19 protein-coding genes and 1 riboswitch are annotated in these 19,355 nt (G+C 70.0%); of the genes, 10 read left to right on the top strand and 9 right to left on the bottom strand.

Features of this window, described 5'->3' with window-relative positions; all coding sequences use genetic code 11:
• Positions 1–17: 17 nt before the first annotated feature.
• The 3 genes from LR393_RS31440 to LR393_RS31430 all read left to right on the top strand — a co-directional run bounded on the left by LR393_RS31440 (position 18) and on the right by LR393_RS31430 (position 3,672).
• Positions 18–1,655, top strand: coding sequence for an alpha-keto acid decarboxylase family protein (locus LR393_RS31440; protein WP_231488837.1), 1,638 nt, complete (start codon positions 18–20; stop codon positions 1,653–1,655).
• Positions 1,652–2,722, top strand: coding sequence for a histidinol-phosphate transaminase (locus tag LR393_RS31435; RefSeq protein WP_231488836.1), 1,071 nt, complete (start codon positions 1,652–1,654; stop codon positions 2,720–2,722). The genes LR393_RS31440 and LR393_RS31435 overlap by 4 nt, the downstream gene beginning before the upstream one ends.
• Before the next feature lie 83 nt (positions 2,723–2,805).
• Entirely contained in the window at positions 2,806–3,672 is an 867-nt protein-coding gene (locus LR393_RS31430) for a helix-turn-helix transcriptional regulator (protein WP_231488835.1), read from the top strand.
• A 45-nt stretch (positions 3,673–3,717) separates the two neighbouring features.
• On the opposite strand, the gene pflA is transcribed toward LR393_RS31430, so the two are convergent.
• Together pflA and pflB are read right to left on the bottom strand one after the other, a co-directional pair.
• The gene (gene pflA, locus LR393_RS31425; protein ID WP_231488834.1) at positions 3,718–4,524 is read right to left on the bottom strand and encodes a pyruvate formate-lyase-activating protein; all 807 of its coding nucleotides are present in this window, start codon (positions 4,522–4,524) and stop codon (positions 3,718–3,720) included.
• A complete protein-coding gene (gene pflB / locus LR393_RS31420) occupies positions 4,521–6,791 on the bottom strand; it encodes a formate C-acetyltransferase (RefSeq protein WP_231488833.1) in 2,271 nt (756 codons plus the stop codon). The genes pflA and pflB overlap by 4 nt, the downstream gene beginning before the upstream one ends.
• A gap of 160 nt (positions 6,792–6,951) precedes the next feature.
• Here pflB and LR393_RS31415 point away from each other — a divergent pair, with 160 nt between their 5' ends.
• A complete protein-coding gene (locus LR393_RS31415) occupies positions 6,952–7,248 on the top strand; it encodes a hypothetical protein (RefSeq protein WP_231488832.1) in 297 nt (98 codons plus the stop codon).
• On the opposite strand, the gene LR393_RS31410 is transcribed toward LR393_RS31415, so the two are convergent.
• The gene (locus LR393_RS31410) at positions 7,245–7,934 is read right to left on the bottom strand and encodes a VOC family protein (protein WP_231488831.1); all 690 of its coding nucleotides are present in this window, start codon (positions 7,932–7,934) and stop codon (positions 7,245–7,247) included. The genes LR393_RS31415 and LR393_RS31410 overlap by 4 nt on opposite strands.
• Positions 7,935–7,981: 47 nt before the next feature.
• Positions 7,982–8,260: a DUF4235 domain-containing protein gene (locus LR393_RS31405; RefSeq protein WP_231488830.1), complete on the bottom strand. Its 279-nt coding sequence runs from the start codon at positions 8,258–8,260 to the stop codon at positions 7,982–7,984.
• A 196-nt stretch (positions 8,261–8,456) separates the two neighbouring features.
• On the opposite strand from LR393_RS31405, the gene LR393_RS31400 reads away from it, so the two are divergent.
• A complete protein-coding gene (locus tag LR393_RS31400) occupies positions 8,457–9,683 on the top strand; it encodes a sugar efflux transporter (protein ID WP_231488829.1) in 1,227 nt (408 codons plus the stop codon).
• Between the two features lie 17 nt (positions 9,684–9,700).
• Here the strand turns inward: LR393_RS31400 and LR393_RS31395 are convergent, their stop codons facing one another.
• Positions 9,701–10,438: a M56 family metallopeptidase gene (locus LR393_RS31395; protein ID WP_231488828.1), complete on the bottom strand. Its 738-nt coding sequence runs from the start codon at positions 10,436–10,438 to the stop codon at positions 9,701–9,703.
• On the bottom strand, positions 10,435–10,758 hold the full coding sequence (locus tag LR393_RS31390) for a BlaI/MecI/CopY family transcriptional regulator (protein WP_231488827.1): 324 nt from the start codon (positions 10,756–10,758) through the stop codon (positions 10,435–10,437). The genes LR393_RS31395 and LR393_RS31390 overlap by 4 nt, the downstream gene beginning before the upstream one ends.
• 155 nt (positions 10,759–10,913) lie before the next feature.
• Positions 10,914–11,029: riboswitch (cobalamin riboswitch) on the top strand.
• Between the two features lie 144 nt (positions 11,030–11,173).
• On the opposite strand from LR393_RS31390, the gene LR393_RS31385 reads away from it, so the two are divergent.
• Positions 11,174–11,413: a hypothetical protein gene (locus LR393_RS31385; RefSeq protein WP_231488826.1), complete on the top strand. Its 240-nt coding sequence runs from the start codon at positions 11,174–11,176 to the stop codon at positions 11,411–11,413.
• A 162-nt stretch (positions 11,414–11,575) separates the two neighbouring features.
• Complete coding sequence (locus LR393_RS31380) at positions 11,576–13,930, top strand: arylsulfatase (protein ID WP_231488825.1); 2,355 nt, start codon at positions 11,576–11,578, stop codon at positions 13,928–13,930.
• A gap of 3 nt (positions 13,931–13,933) precedes the next feature.
• On the opposite strand, the gene LR393_RS31375 is transcribed toward LR393_RS31380, so the two are convergent.
• The gene (locus tag LR393_RS31375) at positions 13,934–14,875 is read right to left on the bottom strand and encodes a hypothetical protein (RefSeq protein WP_231488824.1); all 942 of its coding nucleotides are present in this window, start codon (positions 14,873–14,875) and stop codon (positions 13,934–13,936) included.
• Between the two features lie 116 nt (positions 14,876–14,991).
• Between LR393_RS31375 and LR393_RS31370 the strand changes: the two genes are divergently transcribed.
• Together LR393_RS31370 and LR393_RS31365 are read left to right on the top strand one after the other, a co-directional pair.
• Positions 14,992–16,020, top strand: coding sequence for an NAD(P)-dependent alcohol dehydrogenase (locus LR393_RS31370; protein WP_231488823.1), 1,029 nt, complete (start codon positions 14,992–14,994; stop codon positions 16,018–16,020).
• Between the two features lie 166 nt (positions 16,021–16,186).
• On the top strand, positions 16,187–16,654 hold the full coding sequence (locus LR393_RS31365) for a MerR family transcriptional regulator (RefSeq protein WP_231488822.1): 468 nt from the start codon (positions 16,187–16,189) through the stop codon (positions 16,652–16,654).
• Here the strand turns inward: LR393_RS31365 and LR393_RS31360 are convergent.
• The gene (locus tag LR393_RS31360; RefSeq protein ID WP_231488821.1) at positions 16,645–17,478 is read right to left on the bottom strand and encodes an oxygenase MpaB family protein; all 834 of its coding nucleotides are present in this window, start codon (positions 17,476–17,478) and stop codon (positions 16,645–16,647) included. The two genes, LR393_RS31365 and LR393_RS31360, sit on opposite strands and share 10 nt — an antisense overlap.
• Before the next feature lie 104 nt (positions 17,479–17,582).
• Between LR393_RS31360 and LR393_RS31355 the strand changes: the two genes are divergently transcribed.
• A complete protein-coding gene (locus LR393_RS31355; protein ID WP_231488820.1) occupies positions 17,583–18,134 on the top strand; it encodes a GNAT family N-acetyltransferase in 552 nt (183 codons plus the stop codon).
• Between the two features lie 111 nt (positions 18,135–18,245).
• On the opposite strand, the gene LR393_RS31350 is transcribed toward LR393_RS31355, so the two are convergent.
• Complete coding sequence (locus LR393_RS31350) at positions 18,246–19,217, bottom strand: nucleoside hydrolase (protein WP_231488819.1); 972 nt, start codon at positions 19,215–19,217, stop codon at positions 18,246–18,248.
• Between the last annotated feature and the right edge of the window lie 138 nt (positions 19,218–19,355).

Genomic DNA, 19,355 nt, shown 5'->3' with positions numbered 1-19,355 from the left:
ACCCTCATGTTGTTGGGATGACGGAGCAGATCACTCTGGCGGAGTACCTGGGGCACCGACTGCGGCAGGCCGGCGTCGGGCACCTGTTCGGCGTGCCCGGCGACTTCAACCTGACCCTGCTCGACCACCTGACGAAGGTCCCGGACCTGCAGTGGACCGGTTCACCCAACGAGCTCAACGCCGGGTACGCGGCCGACGCCTACGCCCGCTCCCGGGGCCTGGCCGCACTCGTGACCACCTACGGCGTGGGCGAACTCAGTGCTTTCAACGCGGTGGCCGGCAGCGCGGCCGAGGACGTGCCCGTGGTGCACATCGTCGGCAGCCCCTCCACCGCGGCCGTCACTCAGGGCCGGAAGGTCCACCACACGCTGGCGGACGGGGTCTTCGACCGGTTCTCGACCGCGTTCGCCCAGGTGGTGGTGCACCAGGAGACGGTGACCGCCGACCGCGCCGCCGAGCAGATCGACGCCGTGCTGCTCGCCGCGACCACGCACCGCCGCCCCACCTACCTGAGCATCCCGATGGACCTGGCCACGCTCCCCCTCGACGCCGGGCGCCTGACCACCCCGCTGCGCAGTCTCAGCGACCCCGCCGGGCTCCGGGACCTCACCGCCGATCTGACCCGAAGGCTCACCGGCGCAACGAAACCCGTGTTCGTCGTCGGGCACCTCGTTCCCCGTTTCGATCTCTCCGCCGCCGTGCTCGAGGCCGCCCGCGCCGCCAACATCCCGCTGGTCACCTCGCTCGCCGCCAAGGGCGCGATCGATGCCTCCCAGCCGCTGCACCGGGGCGACTACGCGGGCACGATGGTGGACGCGTCGACTGCGGCTCTGGTCGCGGAGGCGGACCTGGTCGTCGAGCTGGGTACGGTGGCCAGTGACGTGCTCACCGGCTTCTTCACCCACCGGGTGGAAGACGTTCGGGACATCCACTTCTCGGCCACCCGCGCCGGTGAGCACGAGGTCCTGTTCGCCGACGCCGTACGGGTCCTGGCGCAGGTCTGTGCCACGGTGCGGTTCCCCGACCGGGAGTACCCGGCCCGGCCGCCGCGGACCCCGGTGCCGGTCGACCCGGACGACGCCCTCACTCAGGAATCGCTCTGGCAGACGATCGAGACCTGGCTCCCGTCCGGCACGGCCGTGCTCGCCGACACCGGCACCGCGTTCTTCGGCTCGGTGCGGATGACCCTGCCCGACGACACCGTGTACGTCGGCCAGCCGGTCTGGAACTCCATCGGGTACGCGCTGCCCGCCACGCTCGGCCTGGGCCTGGCCGAACCGGACCGCCGCCCGGTGCTGTTCGTCGGTGACGGCGCGGCCCAGATGACCGTGCAGGAGCTGAGCACGATCGTCCGGGCCGGGCTGACCCCGGTGGTGGTGCTGATCAACAACGACGGCTACACGATCGAGCGGGCCCTGCAGAGCCCGAAGGCCGCCTACAACGACATCGCCGCCTGGGACTGGACGGCGCTCGCGCTGGCCCTGGGCGGTGGCCTGGTGAGCACGCGCACGGTGTGGACCAACGGTGAGCTCGAGGCCGCCCTGGCCGAGGCGCCCACCGACGAGATGGTGCTGCTGGAGGTGGTTCTGGACATGTTCGACTCCCCGCCCCTGCTCCAGGAACTGGCCGGGCGCAACGGTGGGGGTGCGCAGTGACCCGCCCCCTGCTGCGCGCCGCCGTCAGCAGCCTGCCCGCCTACGTCCCCGGCCGCCGCTCGGCCGGCGCCGACGTGGCCGCCCTGGCCTCCAACGAGAGCCATTTCGACCCGCTGCCCTCGGTGCGGGCCAAGGTGCTCGACGCCGCGCACCGGGTGCACCGCTACCCCGACCTGAGCTGCCTGGCCCTGCGCGAGCGCATCGCGGCCGAGTTCGGTCTCACCAGTGCGGACGAGGTGGTCGCCGGTCCGGGCAGCGTGGGTGTGCTCCAGCAGTTGCTGCAGGCCGTGCTCGACCCGGGTGACGAGGTGGTGCACGCCTGGCGTTCCTTCGAGGCCTACCCGATCCTGATCGCGATCGCGGGCGGGGTCAGCGTGCCGGTGCCGCTCACCCCGGACGAGCACCACGACCTGCCCGGGATGCTCGCGGCGATCGGCCCGGCCACCCGCGCGGTGCTGCTCTGCTCGCCGAACAACCCCACCGGCGTGGCGATCTCGCACCGGGAGCTGACGGCCTTCCTGGACGCGGTGCCCGCGCACGTGCTCGTGGTGCTCGACGAGGCGTACATCGAGTTCGTCACCGGTCCCGACCGCGCCGACGCGCTGGCCGCCTACCGCCGGCACCCGAATCTCTGTGTCCTGAGAACGTTCTCCAAGGCGTACGGGCTGGCGGGCCTGCGCATCGGGTACGCGATCGCGCAGACCGAGCTGGCCGAGGGCGCCCGGCGCACCGCCATCCCGTTCGGGGTCACGGCGCTGGCCCAGGACGCGGCGATCGCCTCGCTGGACGCCCGTGACGAGATCTCCCACCGGGTGGCCGAGGTCGTCACCGAGCGGGCCTACCTGGCCGCCGGGCTGCGGGCGCAGGGCCGGTCCGGGCCCGACAGCGCGGCCAACTTCGTCTGGCTGCGGCTGGACGACGCCGCCAGCCGGCACACGGTCGAGGCCCTGGCCGCCGCGGGCATCCTGGTGCGCGCCTATCCGGGTGACGGCATCCGGATCACCGTCGCGGACCGCGCGACGAGCGACCGGGTGCTCGCCGCGCTGCCGCGCCTGTTCCGGCAGTGAGGTCGGTGAGGTCGGTGAGGTCTGGGCGTGGCCGGTAACGCCAGTACCTGCCACGACGCGGCGGGCGTGTCTACCGTGGGGGTATGAGTTCCACCGAGGTCCGTACCCAGATCCGCGACTTCCTGGCCAGCCGGCGGGCCCGGATCACCCCGGAACAGGCCGGTCTGCCCGCCTACGGCGGGAACCGCCGGGTCAAGGGGCTGCGCCGCGAGGAGGTCGCCATGCTCGCGGGCGTGTCGGTGGACTACTACGTGCGCATGGAGCGCGGCAATCTCAGCGGCGCCTCCGACAGCGTGCTGGAGGGCCTGGCCGACGCGCTGCACCTGGACGAGGCCGAGCGGTCCCACCTGTTCGACCTGGCCCACCAGAGCGCGCCGGTGACCCGGTCGCGGCGCTCGCCGGCGCCGCACACCAAGGTGCGCCCGGTGATCCAGCAGGTGCTGGACGCCATGCCGGACACCCCGGCCTGGGTGCGCAACGGCCGGCACGACATCATCGCGATGAACCAGATGGCCCGGGCCCTGTACTCCCCCGTGCTGACCGGGGTCCGCCGGCCGGCCAACACCACCTGGTTCGTCTTCATGGACCCGGCCGCCGAGGACTTCTTCGTCGACTACGACCGCATCGCCGCCGACGCCGCGGCCATGCTGCGGCTGGAGGCCGGGCGCCGGCCGAACGACAAGGCGCTGATCGAGCTGGTCGGTGAGCTGTCCACGCATTCGGAGCTCTTCCGGCAGCGCTGGGCCGCGCACAACGTGAAGTTCCACCGCAGCGGCACGAAACGATTGCGGCACCCCGTGGTGGGGCAGCTCGACCTGGACTTCGAGTCGATGGAACTGGCCTCCGAGCCCGACCTGCGGCTGAACATCTACACGGCCGCGAGCGGCACCCCGACCGCCGACGCGCTGAAGATGCTCGCGTCCTGGGCGGTCTCACCCGCACAGGCCTGAAGGCCGGACCGCTGCGGCGCGATCCGGCCTCCTGGGCCCTCCCCTTCAGCTCACCGTGAGCCCGCGGTCGGCGAACCGGCGGCGGGCGTCCTCCACCTGCTCCCAGGTCGGCGGCTCGGTGCCCTCCAGCCGGTACCGGATCCGCAGCCGGTCGTACTTGTCCACCCCGAGACGGTGGTAGGCCAGCACGTCCACCCGCTCGACGTTGCCCAGGCCCGCCGCGAAATCGGCCAGCCCGTCGATGTTCGCGGGGTCGTCGGTGAGGCCCGGCACGAGCACGAACCGCATGTTCACCGGCTTGCCCATCTCGGCCAGACGTTTCGCGAACCGCAGGGTGGGGGCGAGTTCGCGCCCGGTGACCCGCTGGTAGGTGTCCGGGTCGAACGACTTGATGTCGAGCAGCACCAGGCTGGTGTCGTCCAGCATCTCGTCGGTCGCGAGATGACCGAGGAACCCGGCCGTGTCCAGGGCCGTGTGCAGCCCCATCTCGCGGCAGCCGCGCAGGAAGTTCGCCACGAACCGGGGCTGGGTGAGCGGCTCACCGCCGGAGACCGTGACACCACCCTTCCCGGCGACCAGCGCCGCCCGGTAGCCGCGCACCCGGTCCAGCACCTCGTCGACCTTCGTCACCTGACCGCCCCGGGGCGTCCAGGTATCGGGGTTCTCGCAGTACTGGCACCGCAGGGGGCAGCCGGCGGTGAACATCACGAACCGGGTGCCCGGACCGTCCACCCCCGTGGAGGTGTCCCACGAGTGCACCCAGCCGGCCTCCCCGCGCCGCCAGATCTCCGGGTCGTACCCGGGAAGCGGCGGACGCGGTGCGGCCATCAGGGCGATGCTGATGGAGTTCATTTGACGAGCGGGTCGCCGTGGAAGGTGCGGTTGATGACGTCCATCTGCTGCTCCTTGGTGAGGCGGACGAAGTTGACCGCGTAGCCCGAGACCCGGATGGTGAGGTTCGGGTAGTTCTCCGGGTGTTCCATGGCCTCCACGAGTGTCGCGCGCTCCAGCACGTTGACGTTCATGTGGTATCCGCCGGAGGTCATGTACGCGTCCAGCACACCGACCAGGCTGCTGATCCGGTCCTCGGGAGTGCGTCCGAGCGCCTGCGGCACCGTGGTCGAGGTCAGCGAGATGCCGTCCCGGGCGTCCGCGTAGTCGATCTTCGCCACACTCAGTGCCGAGGTGAGCAGACCGTGCTTGTCCCGGCCGTTCATCGGGTTGGCGCCGGGGGCGAAGGGCTCCCCCGCGCGGCGTCCGTCCGGGGTGTTCCCGGTCTTCTTGCCGTAGACCACGTTCGAGGTGATGGTCAGCACGGACTGGGTGATCTCGGCGTCGCGGTAGGTGGAGTGGGTGCGCAGCTTCTCCATGAACCGGTGCACCAGGTCGGTCGCGATGGCGTCGGCCCGGTCGTCCCCGTTGCCGTAGCAGGGGTACTCGCCCTCGACCGAGTAGTCGACCACGAGCCCGGTCTCGTCCCGCACCGGCGTGACCGACGCGTACCGGATCGCCGACAGCGAGTCGGCCGCGACCGACAGGCCGGCGATGCCGCAGGCCAGCATCCGGTGCACCGGGTAATCGTGCAGGGCCATCTGCACGGCCTCGTACGCGTACTTGTCGTGCATGAAGTGGATGATGTTCAGCGCGTCGACGTAGGTGTCGGCCAGCCAGTCCAGCATCTCGTCGTAACGCCGCATCACGTCGTCGAAGTCGAGCGTGTCACCGGTGACCGGCTGGGCACCCGGGGCCACCTGGGCACCGCTGACCTCGTCCCGGCCCCCGTTGATGGCGTACAGCAGGGCCTTCGCCAGGTTGGCCCGGGCCCCGAAGAACTGCATGGCCTTGCCGACCGCGGCCCCCGAGACGCAGCAGGCGATCGCCGCGTCGTCACCGTTCATCGGGCGCAGCAGCTCGTCGTTCTCGAACTGGATGGCGCTGGTGTCGATGGAGACCTGCGAGCAGAATCGCTTGAAGCCCTCCGGCAGACGCGGCGACCACAGCACGGTCAGGTTCGGCTCCGGGGCCGGACCGAGGTTGTACAGGGTCTGCAGGAACCGGAACGAGGTGCGGGTGACGAGCGGCACGCCCTCCTGGGTCACGCCGCCGATCGACTCGGTGACCCAGGTCGGGTCGCCGGAGAACAGCGCGTCGTAGTCCGGGGTGCGCAGGAAGCGGATGATCCGCAGCTTCATCACCAGGTCGTCGACGAGTTCCTGGGCCTGCGACTCGGTCAGCGAGCCGTCCGCCCGGTCACGCTGCACGTAGATGTCGATGAAGCTGGAGGTGCGGCCGAACGACATCGCCGCGCCGTTGCCCTCCTTGGCGCCGGCCAGGTAGGCCAGGTACAGCCACTGGATCGCCTCCTGGGCGCTGGTCGCCGGGTGGGAGACGTCGAAGCCGTAGCCGGCGGCCATCGTCTTCAGGTCGCGCAGCGCCCGGATCTGCTCGGACAGTTCCTCGCGGTCGCGGATCACGTCCTCACTCGCGCGGAAACCGTTGAGCAGGGCCTTTTCCCGGTCCTTGTCCTCGATCAGCGCGTCCACGCCGTAGAGGGCCACCCGACGGAAGTCACCGATGATGCGGCCCCGGCCGTAGGCGTCGGGCAGACCGGTGATGATGCCGGCCTTACGGGCCGCCAGGATCTCCGGGGTGTAGGCGTCGAAGACGCCCTGGTTGTGGGTCTTGCGGTGCAGGGTGAAGATCTCCTTCACCACCGGGTCGATCTCGTATCCGTAGGCAGCCAGGCCGTTCTCGACCATCCGCAGCCCGCCCTTGGGCATGATGGCCCGCTTCAGCGGCGCGTCTGTCTGCAGCCCGACGATCAGCTCGGCGTCCCGGTCGATGTACCCGGGGGCGTGACTGGTGATCGTCGAGGGTGTCTTCGCGTCGGCATCCAGGATGCCGCGCTCGCGCTCGATCTTCGCCAGTTCGCTGATGCGCTGGTGGATCGACTCCGTGCGAGGGGTCGCCGTCGCCAGGAATGTCTCGTCGCCCTCGTAGGGCGTGACGTTGGCCTTGATGAAGGCGCTGACGTCGATCCGGTTACGCCACTCCTGCCCGGCGAATCCACGCCAGGCAGCCGGAGCGGCCGAATGTTCCGTGGTCTGCAGGGTGTCCATGACGGCATCGTCCGCCCGCCGCAACGGGACCTGTAGAGGCCAAGTGCCCCTGTTCAAACAGTCCTTGGTCGAAGGCCCTTGGTCCCGTAACCGCACCGACGTACGGCCGGTGCGCGCCTCGTCCTCAAGCCACCATTCTCGAGATCGGCAGGAGGCGCAGATGAATCACCGTTCGATGTCCGGCACCACCCTCGAGATGACGCAGGTCGCGGCGCTCGAGGAACACCTGACCAGAAGCCGTCACGCACCGCTCACGGCGGGTGGGCTCGGCCTCCCGTCCGTCCCCGGGAAAGCTGTGCTGCAGCACGTGACGGCTGTCGGTCCGACGTGTTACCCCTTCGTTTACGGGCACTTCCAGGCCTCGGGCGACCAGTCGCCGGTCATCGCCGAGCTACACACCCAGCAGTTGCGCCGGCTCAGTGACGCCTTCCGGCTGCACCAGCACTGGGGGCTTTAGAGCAGGCAGAACTCGTGCCCGTCGGGGTCGGCCAGCTGCCCGCTGGTGCGAACGGTCGCGCCCAGGCCGATCAGGCGCTCCAGCTCGGCCGGCCGGCCGGTGCCGGGCGCGGGGGCGATGTCGAAGTGGGGACGATACCGGCGGCCGGTTCTCGGGGCCACGGGCGGACCGCCCCAGGTGATCTTGGGACCGCCGCGTGGAGACCGGATCGCGGTCTCCTCGTCCTGGTCCCAGACCAGCGGCCAGTCCAGCACCTGGCTCCAGAAGTACCCGGTGGCCTGCGATCCGTCGCCGGCGAGCGCGCCGATGGCGCCGGTCCCGGCCAGGAACCGGTTGCCGGGCTCGATCACGCAGAACTCGTTGCCGCCCGGGTCGGCGAGCACCACGTGCCCCTCTTCGGGCCGCTGGCCGACGTCGTGGTGCCGCGCCCCCAGGGCCAGGGCCCGCTCGACGGTCTGCCGCTGATCGTCCAGGGAACTGCTGGTCAGGTCGAAGTGCATCTGGTTGGGCGCGGTCTTCGGCTCGTCGGTGGGCAGGAACCGCAGCACGAAACCCGGATCCAGCGCGGCCGGGGCGTACGCGGTGGTGCCGTCCCGCACCTCCCAGCCCAGGAACCCCGCCCAGAATCCGGCCAGGCGGGCGGGGTCTTCGGTGTCGAAGCACAAAGCGACCAGCTGAGCCGTCATGCACCCGAGTGTGCGCCGTCCGGGGGCGGGCGCGCACCCGGTTTTCCTCACTCCTCGCCGGGCCACTCCCCCGTCCAGCGCTCGAACGCCACGGCTCCCCCGCGGTCGACGGCGGCCTTCACCGCGGCGAAGATCGCGCCCTGGACCGTGGCGGCCAGCAGCACCTGACCCCAGCCGAAGCGCCGGTCGTTGGCCTCGGGGGTGTCGTCGGCGTCGGACACGTGCTTCCACACCTGCTTGAAGAGCACGCCCGCGATCAGGCCGGCACCGACGCTGCCCGCCAGGCCGAAGGGCTTGTACAGAATTCGGGCGGATGTGTTGGCCACGGTCTCTCCTTGCAGGTCACGAGTATGGATAGTGCGTCTCTACGGTGGCCTGCCCCGGCGGATCGGCAAGTGGAGCGACCCGAGGTGTAACACCGGGGACGCTGGTGCCGTTAGAAACAGCGGGGCCCTGCAGGGCGGCAGCGCCTCGTGTCCGACCGTTCGTTCTGCCTGTCTTGAGGTCTTTGTGTTTCACCCTGTGCGCCAGCACTTCCCCCTGGCGCTGGTTTTCCTCTGTGTCGGCCTGGCCAGCGCGATGGCCGCTCCCTTCCTCACCCTCTTCCTCACCGACGCGGTGCACGCCAGTGGTCTGCAGATCACCGTGTTCCTCGTCGCCGCCCCGCTGTCGTCCGTGGTGGTGTCCCTGGCGCTCGCCCGCTGGTCGGACCGTCTGCCCTCGCGGCGCGGCCTGATCGTCGCGGCCGCGCTGACCGGCGCCGTCGGCTCCCTGCTGACGGCCTGGCTGCGGGACTACTGGCTGCTCCTGGGCCTGACCGTCACCGCGACGGCCATCGCGAGCGCGCTCGTGCCCCAGGTGTTCGCCCACGCGCGGGTCAGCCTGGCCGGTTCACCCAGTGCCGTGATGACCATGACCACCCTGCGCACAGTGCTCTCGCTGTCCTGGGTGGGCGGGCCGTTCCTGGCGACGATGCTGCTCACCGCCGGTGACTTCACCGCCGTCTACGGTTTCGCGGCCACGATGTTCACGATCGCCGCGGTGGTGACGTGGCGGATGTTCCCCGCGACGCCCGTCCCGACGGCCGCCGTCACGGCGCAGACCCTGGAGTCGGAGCCCGGCCAGGACGAGAGCCGCCGGGTGCTCGTGCTCACCATGATTGCGCTCGTGCTCCTGCAGTGCACCGGAAACCTTTCGCTGCAAGCACTTCCGTTGTTCCTGAAGAGCGAACTGCACGCCGGGCTGGGTGACGCGGGCCTCATCCTGGGCCTGTGCGCCGGGCTGGAGATACCGCTGATGCTGGGCTTCGGTCTGCTCGCGGCCCGGTTCCCACTGCGCCGGCTGATGCTGGCCGGGCCGGCGCTGGCCCTGGTCTACACGGCGGTCGTGGCGGTCTCGTCCGCCACCTGGCAGCTCGCCGCGGCGCAGGTCGTCAACGCGGCCGCGATCGCGCTGCTCCAGGGGCTGGGCATCAGCTACGTGCAGGACATGCTGCCCAGCCGCCCGGGCCACGCCTCCACGCTGTTCATCAGCGCCGGGCCCGTCGGGGCTATGCTGGCCGGCCCGATCCTCGGCGCCGCCGCCGGTTTCGGCTACCGGCAGGCCTACCTGATCGGCGCGGTGCTGTGCGCCGTGGCCTTCGTGCTGCTGCTCGTGGCGCGCCCGACCCTGACCGGCGCCCGCATCACCCGCACGACGCGGATCTCGCGGCGTCCGGTCGAGCGGGAGTCCGAACTGGTCGAGGTCTGATTTGTTCCGGGCACCACTCAACGCACCAGATGCCCGGCCCTCGGACCGGGCATCTGGTCGAGCAGCCGCCGGATCCGCCGCAGAGTGGGCGGGTCCGGGTCCCACACCGGCCCGTCCGCGCCGCCGGAGCCCATCCGGATGATGGCCCGCAGCGTCACGTCGTGGCTGACCGCGGCGACGGCCGCGTCGTCGGCCCAGGCCTCGGTCGCGGCCCCGACCGCGTCGGCCGCCAGGCGGCAGGACGGTACGAAGGGCAGGATGCGCTGCCACGCCAGGAATCCGGCGACCAACAGGTCGTGCCGGTTCCGGGCGTGGCTGCGCTCGTGGGCGAGAATGGCGCGCAGCTCGGCGTCGTCGGCGAGTTCCAGGCAGCCGCGGGTGACCACGACCATCGGGGCCGCGCCGTTGGGCAGGCAGTAGGCCAGGGCCCGGTCGTCGTCGATCACGTGCACCCGCCGGCCCGGGTCCCACTCGGCCACCATGGCGAGCATCTCCTGGTGGCGGCGCTGCGTGCGGCGCAGGGTCAGCACGGTGTGCACCAGCCGGCCGATCATCCAGGCCAGCAGCACCCCGGCGACCAGCCACGAGATGACGAAGACCAGGTTCAGCAACAGCAGGTAGGCCGTGACGAACGCGTACACCACCCAGGTGATCGCGGCCGCCCGCGGCACCCGGCCGGCCCAGCGCGCGTTCGACAGCAGACGCGGCACCGGCCCGAGCAGTGCGGCCAGGAGCAGCAGGAAGACCCCGGTCACACCCGCCGCCCGCCCAGCGCCTTCCTGATCGCCTCGGCGTCCGCCGGGGAGACGGACCGGACGAACATCGACAGGGCCAGCGTGTGGTCGGCGCTGTCGGCCAGCACCGCGAGCATCGCGTCGGCGGTCATCTCCTCGCGGTCACGGGTGGCCCGGTGCCGGAACACCCGGCCGTCGCGTTCACGCACCACCATGTCCTTGGCCCGGAGCCGGTCGAGCACGGTGTGCACCGTGGTCAGGGCCAGGTGACGATCCGCGAGCAGATCCACCACCTCCGGCGCCGTCAGGCCGTCCGGATTGCCCCAGAGAGACTCCAGCACAGCCCGTTCCAGATGATCCCGCCGTACCACGCCGCGTCCTCCCGTTCCCTGCCGCACGTAGGGAGCCTGAGTCTAGACAGGAGCGCGGTGCGCATATCGGACACCGCGTGGTCAGATTCCCCCACCAATCGACCACGAACCGCGACGGCAGTGACGGAAGCCGGTGAGAATCCGGCGCGGTCCCGCCACTGCCACCGGGAGCAGGCCCCACGCCGTGCCCTGGCCTGTCCGACCAGGCCGGGGCGAGCTTCGGTCCGGGAAGCCAGGAGACTTCGGCCCTCGCATCGATCCAGGGCGCGGACCCGAGGAGCTGAGCCCGCTGGGCCTGAAGGCCGCCCTCCCGCCGACCGCCGGGCTCGACCCGGCCGCCGGCCAGGAGGCGATCGCCGCGCTCGCCCGGGGCACCACCCTGGTCGTGGCCACGCACGACGTCGACCTGGCGCTCGCCTGGGCCGACCGGGTCGCCGTGCTGGTGGGTAGCCTGGTGCGGCAAGGACCGCCGGAGAAACTTCTGGGCGACGACACGCTGCTCACGCCGGCCCGCCTGCGCCGGCCCCGGGTGCTGTCGGTGGCCGCGCGATTGCGAGCCCGGGGCGTGCTGGGGCAGGAGACACCGGTGCGGGACGAGCCGTCATTACCGGCCGCACTCGGGTGATCGCGGAGGTGGCGCCATATGCACTCATAGCGCCCACCTCTGACACCCATTACGAACCCGTATCGCTTGCCCCGGCACCGCTCGTTGTCCGGCGGCCCGCGATCATGTCAACCTGGCTCGTGATGATGACCGGTGTGACTGGTGTACGAAGTGGAGCTGCCCGTGGCGGTTTTTGAAGCCGGACGGCACGTGCTGCCCGAGCCCGAACGCAAGCAGACCGTGGTGACGGCGGTCGGGATCCACGACCAGCACGCGCCGTTCGAGGCGATCGGCCCGACCACGCCGCCGCCCGCGGCGCCCAACGTGGTCATCGTGGTGCTCGACGACCTGGGTTTCGGCTCCTCGAGCGCCTTCGGTGGCCCCTGCCACATGCCCACGGCCGAGCGCCTGGCCACGCAGGGCCTGCGCTACAACCGGTTTCACGTCAACGCCCTGTGCTCGCCGACGCGCCAGTCGCTGATGACCGGCCGTAACTGCCATTCCGTGGGCATGGGCGGCACCACCGAGATGGCCACGGCCGCGCCCGGCTACAGCGGTTTCCGGCCCGCCAGCGCCGCCACGCTGGCGCAGATCCTGCACGGCAACGGCTACAGCACGGCGGCCTTCGGCAAGTGGCACCAGACCCCGCCGCGCGAGATCAGCCCGGTCGGCCCGTTCGACCGCTGGCCCACCGGTGAGGGCTTCGACAGCTTCTACGGTTTCATGGGCGCCGAGATGAACCACTGGTACCCGCAGCTGTACCGCGGCACCACGCCGTTCGAGCCGGCCCGGCGCCCCGAAGACGGCTACCACCTGTCCGAAGACCTGGTCGACCAGAGCATCGACTGGATCCGCACCCAGCGTTCCCTGACCCCCGGGCGTCCCTTCTTCACCTATCTGGCCATGGGCGCCTCGCACGCACCGCTGCACGTGGCCCCGCAGTGGCGGGAGAAGTACGCCGGCCGGTTCGACGCCGGCTGGGACGTCGCCCGCGAGGAGATCCTGGCCCGGCAGAAGGAACTCGGGGTGATCCCGGAAGACGCCGAGCTGGCCCCCTGGGCGGACGGACTGCCGCACTGGGACGAGCTGTCGGACAACCAGAAGCAGATCTCGGCCCGGTTCATGGAGACCTTCGCCGGGTTCACCGAGCACTGCGACACCCAGGTCGGGCGCCTCGTCGACGCCCTGGAAGGCCTCGGCGAGCTGGACAACACCATCTTCGTGTACCTGCTCGGCGACAACGGGGCCTCGGGGGAGGGCGGTGTGGACGGCACTCTCAACGAGCACCGCCTGGGGCACGGCATCGCCGACGACCCCGACGTGATGATCAACGAGATCGATCTGCTCGGCACTCCCGACAGTTACGCGATCGGCCCGGCCGGGTGGGCCGTGGCGCTCAACACCCCCTACCAGTGGACGAAGCAGGTCGCCTCCCACTTCGGCGGCACCCGCGACGGTCTGGTCATCCACTGGCCCGAAGGTATCGAGGGCCCAGGGATCCGCCCCCAGTTCCACCACGTGATCGACGTGCTGCCGACCATTCTCGACTGCGTGGGCGTGCCCGCGCCGGTCTCGGTGAACGGCGTGCAGCAGCAGCCGATCGAGGGTACGAGCATGCGGTACACGTTCGACGACCCGCAGGCCGCCGACCGCCGCACCACGCAGTACTTCGAGATGTGTGGCAACCGCGGCATCTACCACGAGGGCTGGATGGCGGTGACCCGTCACGGCATCCCGTGGCAGATGATCCCCGACCCGGACCGGCGTTTCGAGAACGACGTGTGGGAGCTGTACGACCTCACCACCGACTGGACGCAGTCCAGCGACCTGGCCGCCGCGCAACCCGGGCGGCTCCGTCAGCTGCAGGACCTGTTCCTGGTGGAAGCGGCCAAGCACCAGGTGTTCCCGCTCGACGACCGGGTCACCGAGCGGGAGAACCCCACGCTCGCGGGCCGTATCGACCTGCTCGGGGAACGGCGCTCGATCACCTACCACGGCGGGATGCGGCGTCTCACCGAGGAGACCACCCCGAACGTGAAGAACCGTTCGCACTCCATCACCGCCGACATCGAGGTGGCCGAGGGTGCGGACGGTGTGGTGATCGCCCAGGGTGGTGCGTTCGGCGGGTGGAGCCTGTATCTGGTCGACGGCTACCCCACCTACCACTACAACTATTTCGCGTTGCAGCGGTTCACCATTCGCACACAGAGCCCGCTGCCGACCGGCCGGCACCAGGTGCGGGCCGAGTTCACCTACGACGGCGAAGGCGCCGGGCTGGGTGGTTCGGTGGACATCTACGTGAACGACGTCTGCGACGGCAAGGGCCGCGTCGGGGCGACCATCCCCTACTACTTCTCCTTCGACGAGACCCTCAACATCGGCGTCGATCTCGGCACGCCGGTGAGCACCGAGTACCCGCGTCTCGACAACGCCCTGACCGGGCTGGTCCACGAGGTCCGCATCGATCTGGGCGAGGACCAGAGCGGGCACAGCGGTAACGACGGCGGGAAGTACGCGCGGGTGATGGGCGCGCAGTAGGGCTCAGGGCTCGAGAATCCCGGAGAGCTCGTCCCCGCTCCACCCCCACACCCGGTTGGGGCCCTGGACGAACGGCTGCACGGCGGCGCGCGTGAGTGTGCGCACCGTCGTGCCGTCGTCCAGTCCGCGATGGAAACAACCGCCGTAGCGCAGATCCACGACACCCGGTCGCTCGGCGTCGATCTGCAGCACCAGATGTTCCATGGTGGTGATCTCGTCCGGTACGCATTCGCTCGCCGGAGAGTTCGGCCCGGCGCCCAGCGGCGCCTCGGTGATGGCCCGGACGGCCCGCACCGCCTCGTCGCCGGTCAGCCGGGTCGACGAGCGCAAGTGCGCTTCCACGTATTGGCAGGCCGAAACCGCTTCGATGCCGACCAGTTCAGTGACCGCAACTGCTTGAGGACGCCAGTCAGGGTTCCCGGCGAAGGGCGCCTTCGCGGAGCATCCGTTCTGGTCGGTGTTCACCAGGCCGATGCTGTCGATGATCTTCTGCCGGAGAACTTCCGGGGCCTGTACCGCGACTGTGACCAGGCCCGCCTGCAGGTAGGCCCGTTCGCCCGTCATCTGCGCATTCCCGATGCGCCCCGCGACCCGGGCCGGTGCACCAGGGCCGGCATCGGCCCCGAACCAGACGAACTCGCCGCCGGACTCGAGCATCGTGCCTTCGACCTGGGACCCGCAGCCGTACATGCGCAGGGAGCCCGGACGACCCACGAACGGACTCTCGTCGTCCGCCCTCCCGCACCACTGGCGTCCAGTTGTCCCGTAACCCCAGCCCTCCGGCACCGCGAGCCGGACGTTCCGGTAGGTCTCCCAGCGCCACCCCTCCGGCGGGGCGTCGCCGGCGGCCGGCTTCTCGTTCCTGATCTCCGCCGGTTCGTGCGCACCGCACCCGGCCATCGCCAGAAACGCGACACAGGCCACCAAAACTCTTGCGATCACCATGTCCCCCAAGGCTTCTCACGAGCAGGGCACCACTATGACGTTCCCGGGCACCAGGAGAACCCTCCGGCGCGCCACGGCTTGCGCTGGAGTGCACTCCAGTTCCTAGCCTCTTCCTCATGACTACCGGATATGCCCTGCTCCACCCCGGCGGAAAGCTCGAGCCCTGGACCTTCGAGCGCCGTGACCTGCGACCCGACGACGTCCGCATCCGCATCACCCACTGCGGTGTGTGCCACAGCGACCTGCATGCCATCGAGGACGCCTCGCAACTGCCCCTGGTACCCGGTCACGAGTTCACCGGCGTCGTGACCGAGGTCGGCCCCGCCGTGACCACGTTCAGCGCCGGTGACCCCGTGGCCGTCGGCAACATCGTCGACTCCTGCGGTACCTGTGCGGCCTGCTTGGACGAGGAGGAGTCGTACTGCCGGGCGTTCCCCACCCTGACCTACGGCGGCGTGGACCGGCACGACGGCACGCCCCGCTACGGTGCCTACTCGGACGAGATGGTGGTGCGTGACCGTTTCGTCTACGCCATGCCCGAAGGACTTGACCCGGCCGGCGTGGCGCCCCTGATGTGCGCCGGCATCACGGTCTGGCAGCCCCTGCGCCGTCTGCGCGTCGGTCCGGGCACCCGGGTCGGCGTCGTCGGTCTGGGTGGGCTCGGCCACCTGGCTGTGAAGTTCGCCAAGGCGCTGGGTGCCTCGGTGGCAGTGTTCACCACCTCGTCCACCAAGCGCGATCTAGCTCTGGCCCTCGGGGCCGACGAGGTGGTGCTCTCCACCTCACCGGAAGACATGGCTTCCCACGGCTACGCTTTCGACGTCATCATCGACACCGCCTCCGCCGCCCACGACATCTCGCCCTATGCGCTCGCCCTGGACTACGACGGAACGATCTGCATGCTCGGGATCCCGCCGAAGTACGAGGTCGACGCCATGGCCCTGCTGCTCGGCCGGCGGCACGTCACCTCGTCCGGCTCCGGCGGGGTCCGGGACACCCGCGAGATGCTCGCCTTCGCGGCCGAGCACGGCATCACCGCGGATGTCGAAGTGCTACCGGCCCACCGGATTCAGGAGGCCCTGGACCGGCTCGCCCGTAACGAGGCGCGCTGGAGGTTCGTGGTGAACCTCACGGTAGACGCCTGAATCAGGGGGTGGCGCCGGGCTTGCGGCGCAGGACGAACACGAACGGCACCGGCACGCCCCGCTGGTCCATGGCTCCCCGCGGCGTGTCCGGGCCGGCCCGTCCATCATTGCGCCCACCCGACCCGACGTTCTGCAGCGCCGCACGAGACCACCTATCGTGGTGGACGTGACTGACGAACCGGACGCGATCGGCATTCGTGAGGTCTCCGAACGCACGGGCATCAGCGTGGACACGCTGCGCTGGTACGAGAAGGAGGGCCTGCTCGTCGGGGTGGAGCGGGGTCCGGACGGCCGGCGGCGCTACACGCCGATGATGCTGCGGTGGGTGCGTACCGTGCAGGCCCTGCGCCGCACCGGAATGCCCGTGTCCGAGGTGCGCGAGTTCATCCACGCCGGGCCCGAGCCGATGGAGAAGCACGAGCGCCGGCTCGAGCTGCTCGAGAAGCAGTCCACGGCGATCGACGAGCAGCTGGCCCAGTTACAGGAAGACCGCGCCGTGATCCGGGCGAAGCTCGTGAGTTACCAGGCCATGGTCGCGTCCGGCCTGGACTGCGAGGATCCGGAGTCCGACCAGATGGCGGACGAGGTGTTCGCCGAACGCTTTCCGGTCGAGATGGCGGATCATCACCTCTGATGGGTCTGCCGGGCCTGGTGCGGGCCGAGGTCGTCGAGCGTCCAGCCGTCGGGGTAGGTGATGTTCGGGGCACCCATCTCGAAGAAGGGTGCCGGAGGGCCGTTCCGGCGGCGACGCCGCGCCCCGACCCTCAGGATCGTCGCGACCGTCGCCCGGGCCAGCAGATTCGGACGACGGAAACCCAGCGCACGGCGGGCGGGTTCATCGATAAGAACCGGAATCAGGGCCTTCGTCGCGCGCCGCAGCGGACGCGGGATCGGGGTGAGGAGTACGCCCAGCGCCAGGTCACGTAGTTGCTCGCCGGCCTCGGTGCGGTGCAGCATGCGCGCCTCATAGGCGCTGAACCAGGCGTCGTAGGAATCGAAATCCGTAGGAACGTCGGCGATGCCCATCCGGGTGCCCAGTTCCAGGTGCCAGTCGATCACCACCTGCTTCTCCGCCTCGGTGATCGGTCGCCAACCCGCAGTCATGATGGTGCGGATGCTCATCACCGCGAAAGTACCCAGTACCCAGATGTAGTCGTCGTTGGTGATGTTCCAGCGACGATGCATCTCGTTGAGGCGGGCCACCCCGTGACGACCGTCGTGCGACTCCAGGCCGGCCTCGATCAGTGAGTACATGAGCAGACCGGTGTCGTGCGCGCGCCGCCGCGGCTCGGCCTGTATCTGGCCGGTGTGCTTGAGCAGCCCCGCAATCCGGGGTGATGCGAACACGCGCAGATAGCTCAGCCGGTGGGCCAGCCGGTTCTCGAAGACGAAGGTGGACATGGCCAGTTCGCGGTAACGCCGGTCGAGCAACTGCACGCGTGCCGATTCGTCCACCATTGGCGCAATCTAGTGCTAAATCATTGTGAAGCGTCCAAAAGCTCACATGGTGGACGCACCTCAGCTCACCTTCCGGGGTGGCTGGGTCCGGCACACTGGCGACCATGACCCAGGCGCCCTTGCGAACGTCCCACCTCGTGCTCGTTCCCCTCACGCCGGCGCACCTGCCGCAGGAGATCGAGCTGGACTCCGACCCGGACGTGATGCGGTACCTGTTCAACGGCCGGCCCCGCCCCCTCGAAGACATCGTCGCAGCTCATCACCGGCGCCTGGCCGTAGGGAAAGACCATCCCGGGTACGGCTTCTGGGCCGGTCTCCTCGACGGCGCCTTCGTCGGCTGGTGGCTGCTCGAACCCTCCATCGGGCGCGACGGCGAGGCCGAGATCGGGTACCGGCTGCTGCCCACCTTCTGGCGTCGCGGCCTGGCCTCCGAAGGATCGGTGGAGCTCCTGCGTCACGCATTCGAAGACCTGCGGCTACAGCGGGTGTTCGGCGCGACCATGGCCGTGAACCAGGGCTCGCGGGCCACGATGTCGAAGATCGGCCTGCGTCACGTGCGCACGTTCCATCAGCACTGGGACGAGCCGATCCCGGGTTCCGAGCAGGGTGAGGTGGAGTACGCGATCACCCGCGAGGAGTGGCTCGACCGCTCCTAGTTGCGGCGCCCCACCCCTCTCTCCGTGATCATGCAAACCTTCCCCGTCCGAAGGCTGGGATCGCGTGTTCAGGGGTGACCGTCCGGGGCCAAGCTCCAACGGGCGCCCGTCTCATTCCGGCTGATTCGGCTCGCCGATCCGGGTCAGCGCGTCGACCACGAGTTCCCAGTACCGGTCGGCATCCAGTCCCACCGCCACCCTGGTGCGGCATCCCTCGGGCGCCGGACTGCGCAGGTCGGCCACCGTCATGCCCCGCGTCGGCCCCTCGGCCAGCGAGACATCGAGCACGGCCCGGCGCACGGTGAGCACCGTCGGGTCGATCACCAATGCCACCGCGACCGGATCGTGTACCGGCGGGTGCTCGAACCCCTGGCTCTCGGTGTACGCGGCGCCGTAGAAGTCGAGCATCTCCCCCACGATCTGCGCCGGCCGGGTTCCGACCGCGGCCAGCGCGGTGCGTACCCGGGGCGTCGCCAGTGCCTGATGCGTGACGTCGAGGCCCACCATCGTGACGTCCCAGTTCTCGTGCACCACGACGTGCGCGGCCTCCGGATCGACCGCGATGTTGAACTCGGCCACCGGCGTGTAGTTGCCCCCGTTGATGGCGCCGCCCATGAACACCACTTCTTGCACACGCTCGACGATGCGGGGCTCCAGCCGTACCGCCAGCGCCAGATTGGTCAGCGGACCGGTCGCGACCAGGGTCACCGTCCGGGCCGGGCGGCTCATGACGGTGTCGATGATGAGGTTCACGCCGTGCCGCGGATCGAGTTCGGCCTGGGCCGAAGGAAGCTGCGGCCCGTCCAGACCGGTCTCGCCGTGGATTTCTTCCGCGACGAACGGCTCGGTGATCAGCCCTCGCGAAGCGCCCTGGGCGATCGGGACATGGCTGAAGCCCCCGGCCGCCGCGATCGCCTGGGCGTTGCGCGTCACCTTGGCCAGCGTCTGATTGCCCGCGACGGTGCTGACGGCCACCAGATCGATCAACGGATTGCCCTGGGCCAGTAGCAGAGCGATGGCGTCGTCGTGCCCGGGGTCACAGTCGATCAGGACCGTGCGCGCGGGGGCGGTGTCGTCAGTCACCCGCTTATCCTCACCCATGGACGAGCCAACGCAGTGCCACCTGTCCGCACCGCAGTCCTCTCTCCCCCTCCGTGATCATGCACAGGGATGAAGGACGACGTACCCCTTGCCTTGTGTTGGTGGTTGCCGGCCGGGCCT

The organism is Kineosporia mesophila (assembly GCF_021129235.1).
Lineage (GTDB): Bacteria > Actinomycetota > Actinomycetes > Actinomycetales > Kineosporiaceae > Kineosporia > Kineosporia mesophila.
Note: the sequence above shows the minus strand (reverse complement) of the source record. Positions and strands in the feature narration are given on the sequence as shown.

Bases quoted from the DNA above. Each gene is read 5' to 3' on its own strand.
- pflA (WP_231488834.1), bottom strand. From the start codon at position 4,524: ATGAACTCCATCAGCATCGCCCTGATGGCCGCACCGCGTCCGCCGCTT.
- LR393_RS31415 (WP_231488832.1), top strand. From the start codon at position 6,952: ATGAATCACCGTTCGATGTCCGGCACCACCCTCGAGATGACGCAGGTC.
- LR393_RS31355 (WP_231488820.1), top strand. From the start codon at position 17,583: ATGACCCAGGCGCCCTTGCGAACGTCCCACCTCGTGCTCGTTCCCCTC.
- pflB (WP_231488833.1), bottom strand. From the start codon at position 6,791: ATGGACACCCTGCAGACCACGGAACATTCGGCCGCTCCGGCTGCCTGG.
- LR393_RS31430 (WP_231488835.1), top strand. From the start codon at position 2,806: ATGAGTTCCACCGAGGTCCGTACCCAGATCCGCGACTTCCTGGCCAGC.
- LR393_RS31440 (WP_231488837.1), top strand. From the start codon at position 18: ATGACGGAGCAGATCACTCTGGCGGAGTACCTGGGGCACCGACTGCGG.
- LR393_RS31360 (WP_231488821.1), bottom strand. From the start codon at position 17,478: ATGGTGGACGAATCGGCACGCGTGCAGTTGCTCGACCGGCGTTACCGC.
- LR393_RS31370 (WP_231488823.1), top strand. From the start codon at position 14,992: ATGACTACCGGATATGCCCTGCTCCACCCCGGCGGAAAGCTCGAGCCC.
- LR393_RS31375 (WP_231488824.1), bottom strand. From the start codon at position 14,875: ATGGTGATCGCAAGAGTTTTGGTGGCCTGTGTCGCGTTTCTGGCGATG.
- LR393_RS31410 (WP_231488831.1), bottom strand. From the start codon at position 7,934: ATGACGGCTCAGCTGGTCGCTTTGTGCTTCGACACCGAAGACCCCGCC.